The sequence below is a fragment of the Methylobacterium currus genome (assembly GCF_003058325.1).
GTDB classification, from domain to species: Bacteria; Pseudomonadota; Alphaproteobacteria; order Rhizobiales; family Beijerinckiaceae; genus Methylobacterium; species Methylobacterium currus.
Genome location: NZ_CP028843.1, coordinates 5561448 through 5582491, shown reverse-complemented (window position 1 = coordinate 5582491; position 21044 = coordinate 5561448). Strand labels below are relative to the sequence as shown.

The following is a 21044-nucleotide window of genomic DNA, read 5'->3' as shown; positions in this document are numbered from 1 at the left end:
AGCCAATTGCCGGCGCGAGGCGACGACGCGATCCGGATGGCCCAGGGCGGGCCGGGAGAGCGGGGCGGGCCCGGAGGGCCCGGTGGTCCGGGCGGACCCGGGGGGCCCAGCGAGCGCGGACATGGCGGACCGGGCGGACCCGGCGGCCCGGGTGGGGGCCCGGGCGGCCCGCGCCCGGAGCGGGGCCCAGCCGAGCGACCGGAGCCGCGCGAGCGCCCCGAGCCGCGGCAGGAGCGGCCCGAACCCCGGCAGGAGCGGCCGGCGCCCCGGCCCGAGCCCCGCGAGCGGCCGGAGCCGCGGCAGGAACGCCCCGAACCGCGGCAGGAGCGGCCCGAGCCGCCGCGCGACCGTCCCGAGAGGCAGGAGCCGCGCGAGCGCCCGACGCCGCAACGCGAGCGGCCCGAACCCCAGCAGCGGGAGCGGCCCGAGCCTCAGGAGCGCGGGCCGCAGGGCCGTCCGGATCGCCAGGAGCGACCGGACCGTCCCGACCGTCCGGAGCGGCAGGAACCGCGCGGCCCGCGCGGCGAGGAGCCTGGCCGTCCGCCGGCCTCACCGCAGGATCGCGGCCCCGCCGCGCGTCCCGACCAGCGGGAGCGCCCGGCGCCGGATGCGCGACCGGACCGGCAGCCCGCGGATCGTCAGCCCGGCCAGGACCGTCCGCAGGATCGCCGCGACCCGCAGGATCGCCGCGACGAACGGCCCGAGCCCCGCGGCGAGCGACGCGGACCCGATGCGCCGGGCAGCCAGGCCCCGCGCGGTCCCGGCCAGCCGCCGGCTCCTGCCGGCCAAGCCCCCGCTCCCGGTCAAGCCCCCGCTCCCGGTCAAGCCCCCGCACCCGGTCAAGCCCCCGCACCCGGACAGCCCCCCGCACCCGGACAGGCCCCGGGCCGGCCGACTCCGCCGGCCGGAATCCCCGGTCAGACCGAGCCGAACCGCCCGGCCCCCGGCGAGACGCCGCCCGGCGCTGCCGGCCGCGGACCGGGCCGGCCGGATGCGCCCGGCGCCGGCCCGAACGGTGCGCCGCTCCCTCCGAATCAGCAGCCCGGCGTGCCGGGCCGTCCCTTCGTGCCCGGCGGAGCCGGCGCGCCGCCCGACGGCCGCGACGATCGCGGATTCGACCGGCGCGATCCGCGCGATCAGGATCGCCGCGACTTCGACCGGCGGGACGGCCGCGATCTTGATCGCCGTGACGGCGACCGCCGCGGCTTCGACGACCGCGGCGACCTGCCCGGCGGCTATCGCCGCGACGCGCCCGATTACGTCCCGGGCGGCTTCCGCCGCGGCGACATCGACGTGCGCAGCTACGATGACGTCCGCCGCGCCCGGCGTGAGTATAACGAGAACGGCCGCGTGATCATCCGCGAGCCCGGCCGCGTGATCGTGCGCGACGACGACCGCTACTTCCTGCGCCACGACGAGACCGAGCGCTTCCGCCTGCTCGACCGCGACGCCCGCATCGAGCGCCGCGGCCGCGACACGGTGACGATCATCGACCGCCCCGGCGGCTACCAGGTCTTCACGGTGGTGGACGACGACGGCCGGCTGCTGCGGCGCTACCGCCGGGGCCCGGACGGGCGCGAGGTGGTGCTGATCGACAATTCCTATGCGGGCCCGCCGCGGTCGATCGAGCAGGACGTGGTCGTGCTGCCGCCGCCCGAGATCCGCATCCCCCGCGACCGCTACGTGGTCGAGGCGGAGACGGCCGACGAGGGCGCGATCTACGAGGCGCTGACGGCCCCGCCGGTCACGCCGGTCGAGCGGCGCTATACCCTCGACCAGGTGCGCTACAGCCCGACCCTGCGCGCCCGGATGCGCAGCGTCGACATCGACACCATCACGTTCGACACCGGGTCGTGGCAGGTCACTCCCGATCAGGCCCGCCGCCTCGCCACCATCGCGGCGGCGATCAACCAGGCGGTCCAGGGCAACCCGCAGGAGGTCTTCCTGATCGAGGGCTATACCGACGCGGTCGGCAATGACGTCGACAACCTCTCGCTCTCCGACCGGCGTGCCCAGTCGGTGGCCGAGGTACTGACCCGCGACTTCAAGGTGCCGCCCGAGAACCTGACCACCCAGGGCTACGGCGAGCAGTACCTGAAGGTGAACACGCAAGGCGCCTCGCGGGAGAACCGCCGGGTGACGGTGCGGCGCATCACCCCGCTGATCCAGCAGCAGGCCCAGCAGCCACAGCAGCGCTGAGGCACGCGGAGGGCATTCACGGCCGGAGCGAGTGCCGCCCCCTCCCCTTCAGAGGGGTCGGGGCGGCGTCGCGCGACGCTCGATGGTGCCACCGAGACTACGAGTTTCCTGATCCTGCGGCAGTCTCGGGAGGGGACAGGCGCAGTCAGAAAATCGGGATCGGGCGGCTCAGACGCTCGCCCGCTCCGCCGCTTCCAGAACCTCGTGCGGGATGACGGAACCGAGTTCCGCCGGCACGCCCCGCCCCAGCGCATCCCCCACCATCACGATCGCCGGCCCGTCGAACCCGGCCGCCTCGACGCTGTCGGCGAGGTCGCGGGCCTCAGCCCGCACCACCGCCTGATCGGGCCGCGTGGCGTTGAACACCACGAGCGCCGGGGTCGCGGGCGGCAGGCCCTCGGACACGGCCCGGGCCAGCAGGGTCCGCAGGGTTCGCTTTGGCATGTAGACCACCGTGGTGACGGTGGGATCGGCCAGCGCCTTCCAGTTCAGGTCGTCCGGCAGGGCGCCGCGGCGGTCGTGCCCGGTGACGTATTGCAGGCGGCGTGCCGCATCGCGGTGGGTGAGCGAGATGCCGAGCGAGGCTGCCGCTCCCTGCGCTGCCGTGACGCCGGGCACCACCGTGACGGGGATGCCGGCTTGCCGGCAGGCGTCGATCTCCTCGCCGGCGCGGCCGAAGACCAGAGGGTCGCCGGACTTGAGCCGGACCACCCGCTTGCCGCTCCCCGCCAGCGAGACCATCAGGGCGTTGATGTCGTCCTGGCGGCAGGACGGGCCGTGGCCGGTCTTGCCGACCAGCATCGTGCGGGCCTCGCGCCGGGCGTAGTCGAGGATCTCCGGCGCGACGAGGTCGTCGTACAGGATCACATCGGCGCTGCGCAGGGCCCGCAGGGCCTTGAGGGTCAGGAGCTCGGCGTCGCCCGGGCCGGCGCCGACCAGGACCACGCTGCCGCCGGAGGGCGCGGCGTCGCTCTCGGCCAGCAGCGCGTCGAGGTCGGACCTCGCCGGCGTCCTCTCGGGCTCGGCGAAAGCCTTGTCGGTGAAGCGCTCCCAGAAGGCGCGGCGCTCGCCGAAGGCGTGGTAGCGGGCGCTGACCTCGGCGCGCCAGTCGCGGGCCGCCGCGACCCAGGCCTTGAAGCCCGCCGGCAGCATCGCCTCGATGCGGGCCCGCACGGTCTGGCCGAAGACCGGGGCGGCGCCCTCGGTCGAGATGCCGACCACCAGGGGCGAGCGGTTCACGATGGCGCCGAACGAGACGTCGCAGAGATGCGGCCGGTCGATGGCGTTGACGATGGCGCCCGCCGCGCGCGCCGCGCCGACGAAGCACTCGCACTCGCCCTCGTCCTCGAAGGCCGCGATGGCGAAGGCCGCCCCCACGAGATCGGCCGGCGACCAGTCGCGCTCGTGCAGCACCACCCTGCCGGCGACGGCCTCGGCGGGGGCGCCGCGCATCTCCTCGGTGGGTTCGGGCGCGAACACGTCGACATGGGCGCCGGCGGCGGCGAGCAGCTTCACCTTCCAGGCCGCGCCGCCATTGGCGCCGGCCAGCACCGCGCGCTTGCCCGTGAGCGTGACGAAGACCGGGAGCACGGCCAGGGGCTCGAGGCCCGGGGAGCGGGTCTCGCGGGGAGAGCGGGGGGTACGCATGGGACGGTGAGAGTCTGACACGAGTCGAGGGAAATCCTGGGCCATCAGATGCGCCTATGCGGAAGCCGGTGCAAGTTCCCCGGCCTTGAGTTCGGCCGCCAGCAGCTTGCGGATCTCAGGGATGCACGAGCCGCAATTGGTGCCGGCCCGGCACACGGCGCCCACCGCCTCGACCCCGTGCGCCCCGCCCTTGATCGCCGCCCGGATCGCGTCGAGGCCGACATTGTGGCAGGCGCAGATGAGCGGCCCGGCGCCGGCGCTCTCGGCCCGCCCCGAGATGAGCGCCCTGCGCGCGGATGGCTCCAGGAGTTCCTGGGTGCGGAAGAACGCCTTCGCGGCATCCCAGGTCGGGCGCTCGGCGGCGGGCGCGAGCGCCAGCACGCCGAGGAGTTGCCCGTCGCGGAAGGCGGCGGCGCGGTAGCGGCCGCGGGCCGGGTCGGCGTACTCGCTGACCATGGCACCGGGAAACAGCTCGCGCATCAGCGCGGCGGCCTCGGGCACGCCGTCCTGGGCGGCGAAGATCAGGCCGGTCGCGCCCTCCAGGCTCGCCCGGGCCCACCACCAGCCGAAGGGCGCGGCCACCGCCTCGCGGGTGATGAGGTAGCCGCGGGAGCGGTAGGGCTCGGGGGCGATCGAGGCCGGGGTCGCCTTCAGCTCGGGCTGCCCCGAGACCGGGTCCACCGCCCCCTGGGCGAGGGCCCCGACCCGCCCGTCCGAGGTGTTGGCCTCGCTCCAGTGCATCGGGGCGAAGAGAACGCCGGGTTGGGCGCCGGGCGTCACCATCACCTCCAGCACCGCCGCGCCGTGGGCGGTGCGGACCCGGGCGAGGTCGCCGTCGGCGAGCCCGGCCGCCGCTGCGTCGTCGGGGTGGATCTCGCAGAAGGGCACCGCCCGGTGCGCGGAGAGACGCGGACTCTTCCCCGTGCGGGTCAGCGTGTGCCAGTGGTCGCGCACCCGGCCGGTATTGAGGCGCAAGGGCAGCGCGTCGCTGGTGGCTTGCGCCAGTGCCGGTTTCTGCACCGCCACGAAGCGGGCCTTGCGGTCGCGGGTAAAGAAGCCGCCATTGGCAAAGAAGCGCGCCTGGGGCGCCTTGCCTTTGCGGGTCAGCGGCCATTGCACCGGCACCGCCGCGTCGTAGGCGGCATCCGTGATGTCGGCGAGGCCGCCGAGGTCGAAGTCGCGGCTGCCGCGGTTCTCGAACTCCGACAGGGCGGCGTGCTCGCGGAACACCGCCGCCGCGTTGCCCCAGGCGAACGCCTTGGCGTGGCCGAGGCGCTTGCCGACCTGCGCCATGATCCACCAATCGGCCCGCGCCTCGCCCGGCGCTTTCAGGAAGGCGCGCTGGCGCGAGATCCGGCGCTCGGAATTGGTCACCGTGCCGTCCTTCTCGCCCCAGGCGAGCGCCGGCAGCAGGATCGCGTTGCGCGCCCGCACCGTGTCGGTGTTCGCCACCACCTCGGAGACCACGTAGGTGTCGAGTGTCTGGAGCGCCGCCCGCACCCGGTCGGCCCGGGGCATCGAGACGGCGGGGTTGGTGCCCATCACCCAGAGGGCCTTGATCTTGCCGCGCTCGATCGCCTCGAAGAGCTGCACCGCCTTCAGGCCCTCGCCGGTGATGATGTTCGGCGCGTTCCAGAACCGGCGCACCAGGTCCACCTCCTCGGGGGTGAAGTGCATGTGCGCCGCCAGCATGTTGGCGAGCCCGCCGACCTCGCGCCCGCCCATGGCGTTGGGCTGGCCGGTGAGCGAGAACGGCCCCATTCCTGCCTTGCCGATGCGGCCGGTGGCGAGATGGCAATTGATGATCGCGTTGGCCTTGTCGGTACCCTGCGCCGACTGGTTCACCCCCTGCGAGGTGGCGGTGACGACCCGCGTCGTGGTGCGGAACATCTCGAAGAAGGTCGCGACCTCGGCCTCGGTCAGGCCGGTCGCGGAGGCCGTGGCCGCGGTCGTCGGGGCGATCTGGCGGGCGCGCTCGAGCGCCGGCTCGAAGCCGGCGGTGTGCTCGGCGATGTAGCGCGGATCGAGGGCGCCTGCATCGGCGAGGTGGACCAGCAGCCCGGAGAACAGGGCCGTGTCGGTGCCGGGCTTGATTCCGAGGAAGAGGTCGGCCTCCTCGCCGGTCTGGGTGCGGCGGGGATCGATCGCCACGATCCTGGTGCCGCGCTTCTCCCGCGCGTCGAGCATGCGGCGGAACAGGATCGGGTGGCACCAGGCGGTGTTGGAGCCGACCAGCACCAGGAGGTCGGCCTCGTCCAGGTCCTCGTAGCAGCCCGGCACGGTGTCGGCGCCGAAGGCGCGGCGGTGCGCCGCCACCGAGGACGACATGCATAGGCGCGAATTGGTGTCGACGTGGGGCGTGCCGATGAAGCCCTTCGCGAGCTTGTTGGCGACGTAATAGTCCTCGGTCAGGAGCTGGCCCGAGAGGTAGAACGCCACCGAGTCCGGCCCGTATGCCGCGATCGTGCGCCGGAAGCCCTCGGCGACGGCATCCAGCGCCTCGTCCCAGGTCGCGCGCCGCCCGGCGATCTCCGGATGCAGCACCCGATCGTCGAGGGACAGGGTTTCCCCGAGCGCCGAGCCCTTCGAGCATAGCCGGCCGAAATTCGCCGGGTGCTGCGGATCGCCCGCGATGCTGGCACCCCCGAGCCCGTCCGGCCGGGCGAGCACGCCGCAGCCGACGCCGCAATACGGGCAGGTGGTCCGGACGGGGGCGGCCTCGGGCGTGAGGGCCGGCACGTGCAGGTTCATCGCGGGAGCCTTTCGCCGGGTGTGGCGGTTTTGGGGCCTGGGGCAGACAAGCAATGTTCGAGCCGCCGAGCGACCTCGGCGGCACATCGATCATCCGAGGAGATCGTCCAGGCTGACGTTGCGCACGGCGGCGATCTTCCGACAGGTATCGATCGCGCCGTCACGCTTCCCGGTCTCGATCTGCGACAGGAAGGCCTGGGAGAGGCCGGCCTGCTCGGCGGGGGCCGCAGCGTTCAGACCGCGGTGCTCGCGCCAGACTCGGACCCGGCTCTCGCCCGAGAGGAGACGGTCGACGATCGGGGCCGGGATCCATTCTTCGTCCCCGGCAGCGCGACGCTGGTGGAACTCGGCCACGGCGAGACGATCGTCATTGTCCTCGATGACATTGGAAACCATGGTCGCAACCTATGAAATTACTGAATGTACACGCTATATGAGCATGTTCGGTCGGTTTTTATACAATTTTACTCACAACCTCATCCTGAGGCGCGGAGCGATCAACGATCGCGGAGCCTCGAAGGAGGCCTCCAGGGATCGCCAAGCATTCTGGAGGCCTCCCGCGAGGCTCGCCGACGCTCGCATCTCGGGATGAGGTCGCGGATGGGAGGGAGAACTCCCGGGACTACCGCTCTCAATACACGTCCGCCTGATAGCGGTTCGCCTTCTTGAGCGCCGCCAGATACGCCACCGCCTCGTCCGGGCTCTTGCCGCCATGGGTCGCCGCCACGTCGATGATCGCGCGCTCGACGTCCTTGGCCATGCGCTTGGCGTCGCCGCAGACGTAGAAGTGGGCGCCCTCCTCCAGCCAGCGCCACAGCTCGCGGCCGTTCTCCCGCATCCGGTCCTGGACGTAGGTCTTCTCGCCCCCGTCCCGCGACCAGGCGAGCGACAGGCGAGTGAGCACGCCCTGGTCCTTCAGGCCGTTGAGCTCGTCGCGGTAGAAGAAGTCCGAGGCCTGGCGCTGGTGGCCGAAGAACAGCCAGTTCTTGCCCGGCGCCTTGACGGCGGCGCGCTCGCGCAGGAAGGCGCGGAACGGGGCGATGCCGGTGCCCGGGCCGACCATGATGACCGGGGTCTCCTGATCTGCCGGCAGGCCGAAGCCGTGGGCCTTCTGGAGGTAGACCTTCACCTTGGCGGTCTCGGCCAGGCGCTCGCCGAGATGGGTCGAGGCGACGCCGAGGCGCAGGCGCGAGCGGTGGCTGTAGCGCACCGCGTCGACGGTGAGCGAGACCCGGCCCGGATCGGCCTTGGGCGAGGACGAGATCGAGTAGAGCCGCGGCTGCAACTCATCGAGGGCTTCGAGGAAGACCTCGGCGTCGGGGCGCGCACCCGGGAACTTGTGGAGTGCGCCGAGCACGTCGAGATAGGCCGCGTCGCCATCCGGGTCCTCGCCGGCGCTGAGCGCCTGGGCCTTCTTGCGCTGCGCGCCGGAGGTGAGGAGCGAGAGGAGCTGAAAGAGCCCGTCGGGGGCGCCGCCGAGCGAGTAATTGGTCAGGAGATGATCGCGCAGGGTCTTCTCGCCGAGCCTGGTGGTGATCAGCCGCTCCGGCCGGGCACCGAGCTCGGCGATGACCGCATCGGCCAGAGCCGGGGCGTTGGCGGGGAAGAGGCCCAGCGAATCGCCGACCACGTAGTCGATGCCGGTGCCGGTCAGATCGATCTCGATGTGCCAGGTCTCCTTCTCGCCGCCCGGCGCGTTGAGGCGGCGGCGGGAGAGGAAGACCGCCTCGGCCGGGTTCTCGCGGCAGAGGCCGTAGGGGCCGAGGGGAGCCTCCACCTTGGGAGCGTCATCGGAAGCGGGAGCAGCAGCGCCGGCGGGCGCCGCGGTGCCGAACTCCGCCTCCAGCTTCTTCAGCATCCGGAGCGTCTCCTTGCCGCCGGGCTGGCAGAGGTTCAGGCGCTCCTCCTTCTTGAGGAAGATGGCGTTGGCATAGTCGGCGCAGTTGTAGCCGCACTGGCCGCAATCCTGCTGGGCCATGGCGGCCATCAGCTTCTGCGGCTCGGAGCGATCCTTGGCCAAGGTCATGCGGTCGTCGAGGACCATCGACGGGTCGTGCCAGGGCGCGTCGCCGTTGTCGGCCAGCGCCGGACCGCCGGGCGCCTCGCCGGCCCCGAGGGCAGTCGCGCCCTCGACGGCCGGCCCGAGCAGGGCCGCGAAGTAGCCCGACAGCCAGGCGCGCTGGTCGGGATTGAAGGGGGCGGATTCGGGGATCAGGACGAGCGGGGGAGCGACGTGCTGGGTCATCGGGGGGTTACCGGATCGATCGCTGGCCCCCTCTCCCGGGTGGGAGAGGGGACGGGGGTGAGGGTGGGACGCTTCCGGATTGGGCATCGACCGGGGTGCCGGCGGCGGGACGGCCGGAGACTCATCCTGAGCCGTCGCCACCCTCACCCCCGTCCGCTCTCCCACTCGGGAGAGGGGGAACGCTGCATTCTACTCGGCCGCCTCCAGCAGCCGCTCGCCGACGAGCGCCTTCAGCGCCTCGGGGCCGCGGCGGGCGGTGTAGGCCTGGAAAGTCTCCTCCGGGCCGGTGCGGTGGCGGAGATAGTCGGTGAGCAGGGTCTCGACCCGGCCGGGGCACTCCTCGGCCTTCACGGCCTTCCAGATCTCGGTGCCGATCTTGGCCGCCTCGCCGAAGCCGCCGCCGACCACGATGTCGTAGCCCTCGACGGTGTCGCCCTCCTCGCTCACCACCACCTTGGCGCCGATGAGCCCGATATCGCCGATATAGTGCTGGGCGCAGGAATGGTGGCAGCCGGTGAGGTGGACGTTGACCGGCACGTCGAGCCCCGGCACCGCCGCCTCGACGTGGTCGGCGATGAGCAGCGCGTGGCCCTTGGTGTCGGCGGCCGCGAACTTGCAGCCGCGGTTGCCGGTGCAGGCGACGAGGCCGGCGCGGATGCTCGACGCCTTGGTGGAGAGCCCGAGGGCCGCCACGCGGGATTCGACCTCCGCCACCTTGTCGTCGGGCACGCCGGAGAACAGGAAGTTCTGCCAGACGGTGAGGCGGATCTGGCCGTCGCCGCACGCGCGCGCGATCTCGGCGAGCGACCGCATCTGGTCGGTGGTCATCTTGCCCACGGGGAGCACCACGCCGATCCAGTTGAGGCCGGGCTGGACCTGGGCATGCACGCCGACATGGGCGTAGCGGTCGAAGCCGCCGCGGGGCTTCACGTGGGCCGGGTCGACCCGCTCCAGCTTGCGCCCGAGCTTCTCCTCCACCGCGGCGAGGTACTTGTCGTAGCCCCAGGCATCGAGGACGTACTTCATCCGCGCCTTGTTGCGGTTGGTGCGGTCGCCGTTCTCGATGAAGACCCGCAGGATCGCGTCGGCGACGGCGTTGCACTCCTTCGGCCTCAAGACCACGCCGGTGTCGCGGGCGATGTCGCGGTGGCCGGTGATGCCGCCGAGAACGAGGCGCATCCAGATCCCGGGCTCGATGGCGGCGCCTTCCAGAACCTCGACCGCCTGGAAGCCGATGTCGTTGGTCTCCTCCAGCACCGGCAGCACGCCGCCGCCGTCGAAGGCGACGTTGAACTTGCGCGGCAGGCCGAAGAGCGAGCGGTCGTTGAGGATGTGGTTGTGCCAGGACTTGGCGAGCGGGCGCGTGTCGAGAAGCTCCTGGGCGTCGATGCCGGCGGTCGGCGAGCCGGTGACGTTGCGGATGTTGTCGGCGCCGGCGCCCCGGGCCGTCAGACCGAGATCGACCAGCCCGTCGAGGAAGGGCTGGCCGTGCTCGGGCGCGATCTCGCGGACCTGGAGGTTCGCCCGGGTGGTGACGTGGCTGTAGCCGCCGCCATGGGCGTCGGCGAGGTCGGCGATGCCGGCGAATTGCCAGTGATGCAGGATGCCGTTCGGAATCCGCAGGCGGCACATATAGGAGTTCTGGGCCGGGGCGACCCAGAACAGCCCGTGATAGCGCCAGCGGAAATTGTCCTCCGGCTTCGGCGCCTTGCCGGTCTCGGCCTCGGCGATCAGCCGGTTGTGGCCGTCGAACGGGTTCTCGGCCCGCTTCCACTTCTCCTGCTCGGCGAGCTTGCCGCCGTTCTTCACGGTGCGGTCCTGAGCCTTGATGTGGATCGCGTCCGGCCCCGTCGGCTCGGCGGCAGGGGCAGCCGCGGTGCCCCCGCCGGCGAGGCCGCCGGTCATGCGGAGTGCGGCAATGCCGTGGGAGAAGCCTTCGAGGTAGCGCTTCTGCTCGGCGTCGAAGTCGTCGGCCATCGCGGGCTCCTTCACGCTGCGAGGGGTTGGGGAGTGGGACGACCGAACATGAGGTTGTCCCGGTCGTCGGGGCCGAGGATGTCGCCGGTGCGGATCAGGGTCTTGCACCAGCCCTGCTCGGCGACGTCGCCGACGAAGACCGCGCCGATCAGGCGGTCGCCGTCGATCACGAGCTTGCGGTAGAGGCCCGCGGCGGGGTCGCTCCAGGTCACGGCCTCGGCGCCGTCCGGCACGTCGACGGCGCCGGCGGAGAAGACCGGCAGCCCGGAGACCTTCAGGCTCGTCGCGAGCGAGGTGCCGGCGTAAGCGGCCTCGGCCCCGCAGAGGTGGCGGGCCAGCACCTCGGCCTGCTCGTAGGCCGGCTCGACGAGGCCGTAGGTCTGGCCGCGATGCTCGGCGCACTCGCCAAGCGCGTAGATCCCCGGCACCGAGGTCGCCATCGTGTCGTCGACGCGGATGCCGCGGCCGATGTCGAGCCCGGCGCCGGCGGCGAGCGCGGTGGACGGCCGCACGCCGACCGACATCACCACGAGGTCGGCCGGCAGCACCGTGCCGTCGGCGAGGCGGAGGCGCTCGACCCGTCCGTCGCCCTCGATGGCCGCGGTGTCGGCGTTCAGCATCACCCGGACGCCGCGGGCCTCCATCGCCTCGCGGACGAGACCCGCGGCGGCGTGGTCGAGCTGGCGCTCCATCAGCCGGTCCATGACGTGGAGGAGCGTGGTGTCGACGCCGAGCCGCGCCAGCCCGACCGCCGCCTCGAGCCCGAGGAGGCCGCCGCCGATCACGATCGCCCGCGCCCCCGCCACCGCCGCCCGGCGGATCGCCGCCACGTCGGCGAGGTCGCGGAAGGTGATGACGCCGGGCAGGTCCATCCCGGGTTTCGGCAACCGGATCGGCACCGAGCCGACGGCCAGCACGAGCTTGTCGAAAGGAAGCACCAGCCCCTCGCCGACCCGCACGATGCGCTCCGCGGTATCGATCGCGGTGGCGGGCGCGCCGGTGACCAGGGTGATGCCGTGCTCCGCGTACCAGTCGAGGCCGCGGAAGGTGCAGGCCGCCTCGTCGACCTCGCCGCCGAGCAGCGAGGACAGGAGCACCCGGTTATAGGCCGCCACCGGCTCGGCGCCGACGCAGGTGACGTCGAAGCGGCCGGGGGCCGCCTCGGTCAGCCGCTCCAGGAAGCGGAGCGAGGCCATGCCGTTGCCGATGACGACGAGACGCTCGGTCATGGGATCAGGCCGCGATCGCGGGTTTGGCGTGGCGGGCGTAGAGGAATTCCAGCACCTCGGCCCGGGCATGGGTGTAGGTCGGGTCCTCGACCAGCTCGAGGCGCCTGCGCGGCCGGGCGAGCGGCACGGACAGGACCTCGCCGATCGTGGCCGAGGGACCGTTCGTCATCATCACGATCCGGTCGGAGAGCAGCACCGCCTCGTCGACGTCGTGGGTGATCATGATGACGGTGTTCTTGAGCCGCAGGTGGATCTCCATCAGCTGGTCCTGGAGATGCGCCCGGGTCAGCGCGTCGAGGGCGCCGAACGGCTCGTCCATCAGCAGGACCTTCGGCTCCATGGCGAGCGCCCGGGCGATGCCGACGCGCTGCTTCATGCCGCCGGAGATCTCGTGCGGGCGCTTCTCGGCGGCGTGGGTCATGTTGACCAGCGCGAGGTTGTGCTCGATCCAGTCGCGCCGCTCCGACCGGCTCTTCTTCGACCTCAGCACCTTGTCGACCGCGAGCGCCACGTTCTCGCGCACGGTCAGCCAGGGCAGGAGCGAGTGGTTCTGGAACACCACGGCGCGCTCCGGGCCGGGGCTGTTCACCTCCTTGCCGTCGAGGAGGACGCAGCCGGTGGAGGCCCTGAGCAGGCCCGCCACGATGTTGAGCACCGTCGACTTGCCGCAGCCGGAATGGCCGATCAGCGAGACGAACTCGCCCTTCTCGATCTTCAGGGTGACGTCGCGCAGCACCTCGGTGGTGCGCCCAGACCGGGTGAAGCTGATGCCGATCTGCTCGAGGCTGAGATGGGTCATGACGGGCTCCCTCAGGCCGTGGCGGTGCCGCGGGTGACGAGGTGGCCGAGGCCGGCGACGAGGCGGTCGAGCACGAAGCCGATCACCCCGACATAGACCAGGGCCACGATGATCTCGCTGATGTGCGAGGAGTTCCAGGCGTCCCAGATGAAGAAGCCGATGCCGACGCCGCCGATCAGCATCTCCGCCGCCACGATGGCGAGCCACGACAGGCCGACGCCGATGCGAAGACCGGTGAAGATGTACGGCGCGGCGGACGGCAGCATCACCTTGGCGAAGAACTCGAAGGCGTTGAGGCGCAGCACCGCCGCGACGTTGCGGTAATCCTGCGGGATGTTGCGGATGCCGACCGCGGTGTTGATGATGATCGGCCAGATCGAGGTGATGAAGATCACGAAGATCGCCGAGGGCTGGCCGTCGCGGAACGCCGCGAGCGAGAGCGGCAGCCAGGCGAGCGGCGGGATGGTGCGCAGAACCTGGAAGATCGGGTCGAGCCCGCGCATCGCCCATTCGGACTGGCCGACCAGCGTGCCCAGCATCACGCCGGCAATGACCGCCAGGGTGAAGCCGAGCGCCACGCGCTGGAGGCTGGCGCTGATGTGCCAGAACAGCCCCTTGTCGGTGCCGCCATTGTCGTAGAACGGGTGGGCGATGATCTCCCAGGCCTCGCTCACGACCCGGGAGGGCGGCGGCAGGCCGGCGCCGGGGCGCCCGCACAGGACTTCCCAGAGCAGCAGGAGGACCGCCAGCACGACGAGCGGCGGCACGATCCGGAGCGCCAGACCTTTCAGGGCGGCGCGGGTGACGAGGGGAGCCTTCGCCCCCTCCCGCTTGGCGGCGACGACGCGCCCGAGGGTGGTTCCGAGGGCCATCACGCCACCTTCTTGATGCCGAGGCTGCCGAGGTAGGCGGCCGGATCCGCCGGATCGAAGACCTTGCCGTCGAAGAAGGTCTCCTTGCCGCGGGAGGTCGAGGCAGGCGCCGTGACGCCCATGCCCTTGGCCACCTCGCGCCAGATGTCCTCGCGGTTGACCTTCTCGATCAGCGCCTTGGTGTCGGTCTGGGCGTCGAACTTGCCCCAACGGATGTCCTCGGTGAGGAACCACAGGTCGTGCGACTTGAACGGGTACGAGGCGTTGTCGGCCCAGTACTTCATGATGTGCGGGCTGTTCGCGACCTTGCGGCCGTCGCCGTAATCGAACTCGCCCTTCATCCGCTTCACGACGTCGCTCGCCGGGACGTTGATCCACTGGCGCTTGGCGACGATGCCGGCGAGCTCGTCGCGGTTCTCCGGCTTGTCGCACCATTGTTGCGCTTCCATCACCGCGGCGAGGAGCGCCTTGGCGGCGTTCGGGTACTTGTCGACCCAGGCGGCGCGCATGCCGAGCGCCTTCTCCGGATGGTCCTTCCACAACTCGCCCGTGGTCAGGGCGGTGTAGCCGATGCCCTGCGTGATCAGCTGCTCGTTCCACGGCTCGCAGACGCAGAAGCAATCCATCGTGCCGACCTTCATGTTCGCCACCATCTGGGGCGGCGGCACGACGATGGTCTCGATGTCCCTGTCGGGATCGATGCCGCCGGCGGCGAGCCAGTAGCGGATCCAGAGGTCGTGGGTGCCGCCTGGGAAGGTCATCGCCGCCTTCACCGACTTACCCGACGCCTTCTTGCGCTCGAGCGCCGCCCGGAACGGCTTGGCGTCGAGGGCGACCTTGTCGCCCATATGCTCCTTGGCGACCGAGATGCATTGCCCGGCGAGGTTGAGACGGGCCAGGATGTACATCGGGACGGGCACGTTGTTCTGCGTCACCCGGCCGGCGCTGATCAGGTAGGGCATCGGGGTCAGGATGTGGGCGCCGTCGATGCCGTTGCCCTCCGAGCCCAGCACCAGGTTGTCGCGGGTGGTGCCCCAGGAGGCCTGCTTCAGGACCTCGACGTCGGGCATCCCGTGCTTGGCGAAAATGCCCTTTTCTTTAGCCACGAAGAGGGGAGCGGCGTCGGTGAGCGCGATGAAGCCGAGCTTGGCGCCCTTCACCTCGGGGCCCGCCCCCTGCGCGAAGGCGCCGCCCGGCAAGGCGACGCGGCTCGCCGCCGCCAGCGACAGGGCGCCGGCCGCCCCCTTGAGGAGGCCGCGACGCGTGGTGTGCTCAACGCTGCTCATCGATTGACGTGCCCTCAAGCCGCTGCGCCGCCCTGGCGCGGATTCCGGTGCCGAAACGCAAAAAACCGCCACCCAAGGTCTTCCGCCGGCCGCGCGTTACGGGGCCCACAGGGGAACTCGGGTCAGCGGCTTTGCTGACGGTCGGTGCCCGTCGACGCTGACGGACGTGAGAGGAGGAGCAGGTTCCGTGCCAACTGGCTTGGGGGCGGTTCAAGTGCTTGAAATCGGTATCATTCGCCGCTTGGCCTGCGAGGGCAAATCGCCTCCTCGACAATTGATGCGATGCACAATTGATTGGCGAATGGCTAGAAAATAGGCGGTCGCCTTGAGTGCAGCAAAAATCTGTGTTCGATAATTGCGGGGCAATTACACTTCAGATCACTAACTTCGCATCGCTATTCACAAAATATTTACTAATATATAATAATTATTATCAAACAATATTTTATATATCTGAAACCGCAGCGTGCACTGGCCCCTCATATCTTTTGCGCTAGCATTACGATGGGATGAGCACACGCTGCGGTTCGACTCTAAAGAGACGCAACTAAATCCATCTAAAACTTTTTCCAGCGAATTTCGGACAATACGGAGAAATCGCAACTAAAAATCTTCTACAACTCTCACTGCGCTTTGCTGCAGCTTCGAAATCCATGGCACAGAACATTTCTACCCCGACCGTTGTTTCACCATATATCACTTTTCTTTTTTGTAAAAATTCTTTCAGAACTCCTTTCCCGCCAAATCCGTCTGGACTTTCGCGATCCAGCGCGATGTCGCACACTTCGCCAGCATAATGAGTTGTACCCGCTACAATCCAGTTTTCTATCATCCTATCAGGACATGATACCACGATATTATTAATGCAGATTCCTTTTTCTTCGAGTATTTTCTTAATTTCCAATTCGATATATTCCGATCCGTCCTCTCTACTCTCCCTGTCTAACACAACAAATATAGGATAATACCTATCTTTTAAAAGTCTAATCAAACTTTCAACTTTTGTAGCTATCGCCGCCAACGTAACGTCTCTACCATTTAGGCCTGTAGTGCGAACTTGGGCTCCTGAGCATAGTTTCTGCACGATGCGTTTTTCGGATATTCCGTCAACAATAAATGCAATGGGCATCACTCGACAGCTCCCGCCAGATAGTAGTATCCCAAGCCGAATCCAGTTCTTTTTATTTCCTTAGATAGATCATCGCTATTTTCCGTTCTATGAGTTACTGTTCGGCCATTCTCTAAATTCACAATTATCAGTTCATCTGGCTTACAGTTATTCAGAATTGTCTCGCTATGAGTAGTTATAATAGCAAATTTATCGACTTCGTATTCGTCACTGTAAACGCTAGCAGAATATTGATTTCGCAGCAACTTGATGATTTCAGATTGCATATGAGGGTGCAAAAAATTTTCCGGCTCTTCGATTGCAAACAGCCTCCGATTTGTAACAACAGCTGTAACGAGAGCATACCATTTAGCTGTTCCGTCAGACACCATGCTGAACGGGAGGCGAACTAAATTTTCTCCGTAATCAAGATCAACCGTAATTCTTAGCTTGCTCTCAAATGGATCCGGCTGAACTCTAATATCCACTATAGCATCATTCACCAATCTTCCAGAATCAATGATTTGCTTGCGCATCAATTCTGCATCCGCATAAGATGGCCTGGAATAATAGATAGGCGCATATCTTCTCGCAATAGAAATATCTTCAGTTTGCAAAGCATATAGAGTCGCCGCAAGACCACTGCCATCTGGCTCAATGAATGGTGAATTTGCTATATCCTCGGGCTCTCTAACTTTATATGGAAGTATATTGTACGATCTAGCGCCGCGCAAATCCTGCCCTGGAAAATCTATACTATCAACAATTCTATCGAGATATCCCAACATACTATATGTCTTGGAAAGATGCTCAGAGGCATCTTTTATCTGCGCCCTCCCAACTTCCTCGTCATTACGTGCCGAATATCTCAGCATATTAGGATTCAATGCATGAATTGTTGTAATTACTTGCCCATCCTCAGCAACTTTGGTTTCGACATCAAAAGTAGGAGGCAGATCACCAAGGGAAAAAAGCCCAGGATCATTGTTTTTATCAATGAATGTTTTTAGTCTTTGCTTTTTAAAAATGATGGTTCCCTCATTTTTAGAAAAGCTAACCGTTGCCGAATAATCATAATTTCCGGAAAATATTTTTCTTTCGTCAAATGTATTATAAATCCCGCTTCCGACGATGCGGAAATCAATTTCGTCTTCCGTAGTGAATTTTGCTCGTCGGAATGCAGAGCCGGCGCCACCTATTTGCCCGATTGCTTCAATAATGGGTGACCTTCTTAAAGAACTAAGAAATTGTAGAAATAATATAATATTAGTTTTTCCACTGCCATTTGGGCCTACAATAACATTTAATCCAGGCTTAAAGTTTATATTAAAATTGTCGAACGATTTAAACCCCGAACATTCTATTGATCTTAGCATTGCATCCTCACAACTATATCCTCCACGTTGAACTAGGATTATAGTACAATCGTGCGGCTGTCGCAAGCGGAACATAAAAACATCAACAACTGCCCCTATCTGAGCATGAAACTCCTCAAACGAGGGTTTTAGGGCTGCATAGATGACCTATCTTCCTCGCCGAGCGCATTCGGCGGGAGGTGGGTCATGGGTCTGCAGTGCAAGCGTTGTGGCAGTGAGGAGCACGTCAAAAATGGGCTGATGCGCTCCAAGCAGCGGTATCGGTGCAAGGCCTGTGGCCTGAACTTCACCGACACGCCCGCCCGCGGCAAGCCGCTGGCCATGAAGGCCACCGCGGTCCTGCTGTATGTCAGCGGCTTGTCGATGAACCGCACCGCCAAGCTGCTCGGTGTCTCGACACCGACGATCCAGGCTTGGCTGGAGCAGTTCGCCGCCGCCTACGCGCACAAGCCCGAGCCGGAAGGCCGGGCGGTGGTGATCGAGCTTGATGAGATGTGGCACTATGTGAAAAAAAGTCCGAGCCGCTCTGGATCTGGAAAGCTTGGGATCGTGCTTCAGGGCAGTTGGTGGACTGGGAATGCGGCGGTCGTGACAAGGCCACCTGCGAGCGCCTGATCCAACGGCTGCAGCGCTGGCGCACCCGGCTCTACTGCACGGACGCCTACGCTGCCTACACCGCGCTGTTGCCGATCGGGCAGCACTATACGGGCAAGGACGAGACCCACAGCATCGAGCGGGACAACGCCCGGCAGCGGCATTGGCTCGCCCGCTTTCGACGCCGCTCAATCGTGGTCTCGAAAGCCAAGCGCATGGTGGACGTCAGCCTCGCCCTCTTCGCCCGTTTCGCCGGAAACTGCAGGATCAGCGACCTGCTCTCTATGCTAACCTAAAACCCTCCCTCAAACATCTTCTTTATTATTGCATACGGTTTATATATATGAGAAATATGATCAATCGAGATTGCCTAGTAAATTTATCAATTAAATATATATCATTAATATTAAAAATTATGCTAGCACCTATCTACTTTAATGTATCTACGAATCGCCCGCCAATAAATCACCCCGGTATAATCCAGCTGCATCTACCGGTGTGGCTTTCAGCCCAACCTGACCTGCTGCCAGCATCTCCTCAAATATCCACCTGAGCGCCGCCGGATCGGGGGTGAGTTCTGCCTCGCCTAGCACCAGGTAATCCGCGACCTCCACGACCGGCCCGCCCGGCGCGAGCCGCAGCGACCCGGCGAGCCCGCGCAGGATCAGCGCCGGATCGAGCCCGAGATGGCGCGGGCTCCCGAGGAGCGCGGCCAGTTCCTCGCGATTCTGCGGCTCGCCGCACCAGCGCGCCGCGCGCTTCACCGCGCGCAGCAGGGGCGCCGCCCGGTCCTCCATGTCGGCGGGGAGCGCCAGCACCTTCTCCGGGCAGTCCGGTGCGATCGTGGCGCCCAGAGCCGCGATGCGGCCGACCCCGGCCTCGACCGCGACGGTGCTCCAGGGCGCGCCGACGCAGAACCCGTCGATCAGGCCGCGCTCCAGCGCCTCGACGGTGCGGGGCGGCGGCACCACGACGAGGCGCACCGCCGAAAGCGCGCTGCCGCCCAGCGCCAGGAGGCGCCGCCATTGGTAGGTGTGGCTGGAGAACGGATGCACGGTGGCGAGCGTGAGCGGCCGGCCTTCGGCCGCGCGGGACTCGGCCACCCGGGCGAGGGCCCGGGCAATGTCGGCCAAGGCGTCGGAAGCGGCATCGAGTGCCTGCCAGAGCGGCAGCGACAGGGTCACGGCGTTGCCGTTGCGGGCGAGCGCCGCCGGCGCGATCAGGCGGGCCTGCGGTCCGCTCAAGCCGAGGTGGCAGGCGAGCGCCAGCGGCGCCAGCATGTGGGCGCCGTCGAGGAGGCCGAGCGCCAGGCGGTCGCGCAGGGTCGCCCAGGACGGCTCGGCGACGAGATCGACCTCCAGCCCCTCCGCCGCCGTGAAGCCGCGCTCCACCGCGGCGATCAGCACCGCGGCGTCGGTGAGCGGGACATAGCCGAGCTGGAGCCTCATCCGAGCAGGTCCGCGGCGGTGACGATGGCGCGGGCGATGTCGACGATCTTGCGCTTCTCGTTCATGGCCTTGCGCCGGAGCTGCTTGTAGGCCTCGTCCTCGGTCAGGCCCTTGGCGCTCATCAGGATACCCTTGGCGCGCTCGATCAGCTTGCGGTCGGCGAGCTCGCTCCGCGCCTCGGAGAGCTCGCGCTGGAGCCGCGCGAAGGCGTTGAAGCGCAGAATCGCGATCTCGATGATCGGCTTGATCCGCTCGGCGCGCAGGCCGTCGACGATGTAGGCCGAGATGCCGGCATCCACCGCCGCCTGCATCATCGGCGCGTCCGAGCGGTCGACGAACATCGCCACCGGGCGCTCCACCAGGCGCGAGACCCCGAACATCTGCTCCAGGAGGTCGCGGCTCGGGCTCTCGAGGTGGATCACCACCACGTCGGGGGAGAGGGCGGAGAGCCGGTCGAGGAGGTCGGCGGTGTCGGGGATCACCACCACCCGGGCGCCCTCGACGGCGCGCAGGCCCTCCTCCAGGATCGCGGCCCGGGCGCGGCTCGGGTCGACGACGGCGATGACGAGGCTGTCCCCGGAGGACGGGGCGGGCGGGGCCGAGGGGGTTGCGCGGTCGGGCATGTCGGCGTCGGATCACGCAAATATCGGGCCCGGGACGGCTTTCGGCCCAGGTCGGAGACGAGGCGGCGGGGATACTCCTTACCCCGGGACAGGCCCGCGCGGCACCCCCCGGAGGGTACGGATCGGCCCCGGATCGGCCCATCGACACGAAACCGCAAAGAAACGGCCCCGCTTCGGCCCGAAACCTGCGCTTCATTCCGGCCATGGTCGAGCGGGAGGTTCGGATGCGGCAGAACGGGCGGATGCGCAAGCCGGCGGAGACGAGCGCGCTCGGAAGCCTGCCCGGTGCCTCGCGCGGCTACCTGCCGCTCCTGCCCACCGCCTGCGTCGCGGTCTGCCTCGCGGCGGGCTCGCTGTACTGGCGCGAGGCGCCGCCGCGGGCGCCGGAAGGCCACGTCGCCGCCATGCAGCCGCTGCCGCCAGGCAGCGACCTCTTCCGCATCGTCCCGGAGGGCGACGGGCGGGTGCGTGCGCCCTACCCGCTCGAGTTCGAGCAGCAATTCCCGCTGATCGCCGGCCTGCCGGCCGAGGCGGCCATGCCGGTGCTGCCGAGCCAGGAGACCGGCCAGGGCGGCAGGCACGAGGTCAGGCAGGAGGGCAAGGCTCCGCGCCGCACGGCCGCGCCGCGTCCCCGGGCAGTGCCGGCGCTCGCTGACCTGCGCCCGCCGGCCCGGCCCGACGACCTCAAGGTCCGGAACCCGGCCGTCGAGAAACCGGCGCCGGCGACCCGCACGGCGAGCACCGGGGCGGAGCCGGAGCATTCCGCCCCCTGGCTGCCCTTCGCGCCGACCGGCCGGATGGTGACGCAGACCATGGCGGCGCTCGGCGACGGCATGACCAATGCGGGTGCGGCGATGATCGACCTCATCGACCGCCGGCGCTGAGCCCGC

General features: G+C 67.8%; 18 protein-coding genes. 4 read left to right on the top strand and 14 right to left on the bottom strand.

All coding sequences use genetic code 11. The features are described 5' to 3' along the window. Positions 1–549: 549 nt before the first annotated feature. Positions 550–789 (bottom strand): hypothetical protein, encoded by a 240-nt coding sequence (locus DA075_RS38425; protein WP_338067992.1) that lies wholly within the window; start codon positions 787–789, stop codon positions 550–552. Between the two features lie 258 nt (positions 790–1047). On the opposite strand from DA075_RS38425, the gene DA075_RS38420 reads away from it, so the two are divergent. Next, complete coding sequence (locus DA075_RS38420; protein WP_338067991.1) at positions 1048–2199, top strand: OmpA family protein; 1152 nt, start codon at positions 1048–1050, stop codon at positions 2197–2199. A gap of 168 nt (positions 2200–2367) precedes the next feature. Here DA075_RS38420 and cysG read toward each other — a convergent pair whose 3' ends face one another. From cysG to DA075_RS25645, 11 genes are all read right to left on the bottom strand, one after another. Continuing rightward, positions 2368–3846: a siroheme synthase CysG gene (gene cysG / locus DA075_RS25690; protein ID WP_099955643.1), complete on the bottom strand. Its 1479-nt coding sequence runs from the start codon at positions 3844–3846 to the stop codon at positions 2368–2370. Between the two features lie 54 nt (positions 3847–3900). Next, positions 3901–6597, bottom strand: coding sequence for a nitrate reductase (locus tag DA075_RS25685; RefSeq protein ID WP_099955642.1), 2697 nt, complete (start codon positions 6595–6597; stop codon positions 3901–3903). A gap of 90 nt (positions 6598–6687) precedes the next feature. Beyond that, entirely contained in the window at positions 6688–6993 is a 306-nt protein-coding gene (locus tag DA075_RS25680; protein WP_099955641.1) for a helix-turn-helix domain-containing protein, read from the bottom strand. Between the two features lie 235 nt (positions 6994–7228). Then, positions 7229–8842, bottom strand: a complete 1614-nt coding sequence (locus tag DA075_RS25675) for a sulfite reductase subunit alpha (protein WP_099955640.1) — start codon at positions 8840–8842, stop codon at positions 7229–7231. A 189-nt stretch (positions 8843–9031) separates the two neighbouring features. Continuing rightward, positions 9032–10819, bottom strand: coding sequence for a NirA family protein (locus DA075_RS25670; RefSeq protein ID WP_099955639.1), 1788 nt, complete (start codon positions 10817–10819; stop codon positions 9032–9034). A gap of 11 nt (positions 10820–10830) precedes the next feature. Then, positions 10831–12048 (bottom strand): NAD(P)/FAD-dependent oxidoreductase, encoded by a 1218-nt coding sequence (locus DA075_RS25665; RefSeq protein WP_099955638.1) that lies wholly within the window; start codon positions 12046–12048, stop codon positions 10831–10833. A 4-nt stretch (positions 12049–12052) separates the two neighbouring features. Continuing rightward, on the bottom strand, positions 12053–12847 hold the full coding sequence (locus DA075_RS25660; protein ID WP_099955637.1) for an ABC transporter ATP-binding protein: 795 nt from the start codon (positions 12845–12847) through the stop codon (positions 12053–12055). 11 nt (positions 12848–12858) lie between these two features. Continuing rightward, positions 12859–13719, bottom strand: coding sequence for a nitrate ABC transporter permease (gene ntrB / locus DA075_RS25655; RefSeq protein WP_099955636.1), 861 nt, complete (start codon positions 13717–13719; stop codon positions 12859–12861). Next, complete coding sequence (locus DA075_RS25650; RefSeq protein WP_099955635.1) at positions 13719–15005, bottom strand: CmpA/NrtA family ABC transporter substrate-binding protein; 1287 nt, start codon at positions 15003–15005, stop codon at positions 13719–13721. Before DA075_RS25650 ends, ntrB begins: the two co-directional genes overlap by 1 nt. 547 nt (positions 15006–15552) lie before the next feature. Further along, complete coding sequence (locus tag DA075_RS36105) at positions 15553–16134, bottom strand: hypothetical protein (protein ID WP_123834432.1); 582 nt, start codon at positions 16132–16134, stop codon at positions 15553–15555. Further along, a complete protein-coding gene (locus DA075_RS25645) occupies positions 16134–17489 on the bottom strand; it encodes an AAA family ATPase (protein WP_164712488.1) in 1356 nt (451 codons plus the stop codon). Before DA075_RS25645 ends, DA075_RS36105 begins: the two co-directional genes overlap by 1 nt. Before the next feature lie 186 nt (positions 17490–17675). Here DA075_RS25645 and DA075_RS37195 point away from each other — a divergent pair, with 186 nt between their 5' ends. Further along, positions 17676–18104: an IS1/IS1595 family N-terminal zinc-binding domain-containing protein gene (locus DA075_RS37195; protein ID WP_083461089.1), complete on the top strand. Its 429-nt coding sequence runs from the start codon at positions 17676–17678 to the stop codon at positions 18102–18104. Further along, positions 18056–18379, top strand: a complete 324-nt coding sequence (locus tag DA075_RS37190; protein WP_053622179.1) for an IS1 family transposase — start codon at positions 18056–18058, stop codon at positions 18377–18379. Before DA075_RS37195 ends, DA075_RS37190 begins: the two co-directional genes overlap by 49 nt. Positions 18380–18526: 147 nt before the next feature. Here the strand turns inward: DA075_RS37190 and DA075_RS25635 are convergent, their stop codons facing one another. Continuing rightward, complete coding sequence (locus DA075_RS25635; protein ID WP_099955634.1) at positions 18527–19531, bottom strand: CmpA/NrtA family ABC transporter substrate-binding protein; 1005 nt, start codon at positions 19529–19531, stop codon at positions 18527–18529. Next, positions 19528–20154, bottom strand: coding sequence for an ANTAR domain-containing response regulator (locus DA075_RS25630; RefSeq protein ID WP_099955633.1), 627 nt, complete (start codon positions 20152–20154; stop codon positions 19528–19530). Before DA075_RS25630 ends, DA075_RS25635 begins: the two co-directional genes overlap by 4 nt. Positions 20155–20378: 224 nt before the next feature. Between DA075_RS25630 and DA075_RS25625 the strand changes: the two genes are divergently transcribed. Continuing rightward, on the top strand, positions 20379–21038 hold the full coding sequence (locus DA075_RS25625) for a hypothetical protein (protein WP_123834430.1): 660 nt from the start codon (positions 20379–20381) through the stop codon (positions 21036–21038). Positions 21039–21044: the final 6 nt, after the last annotated feature.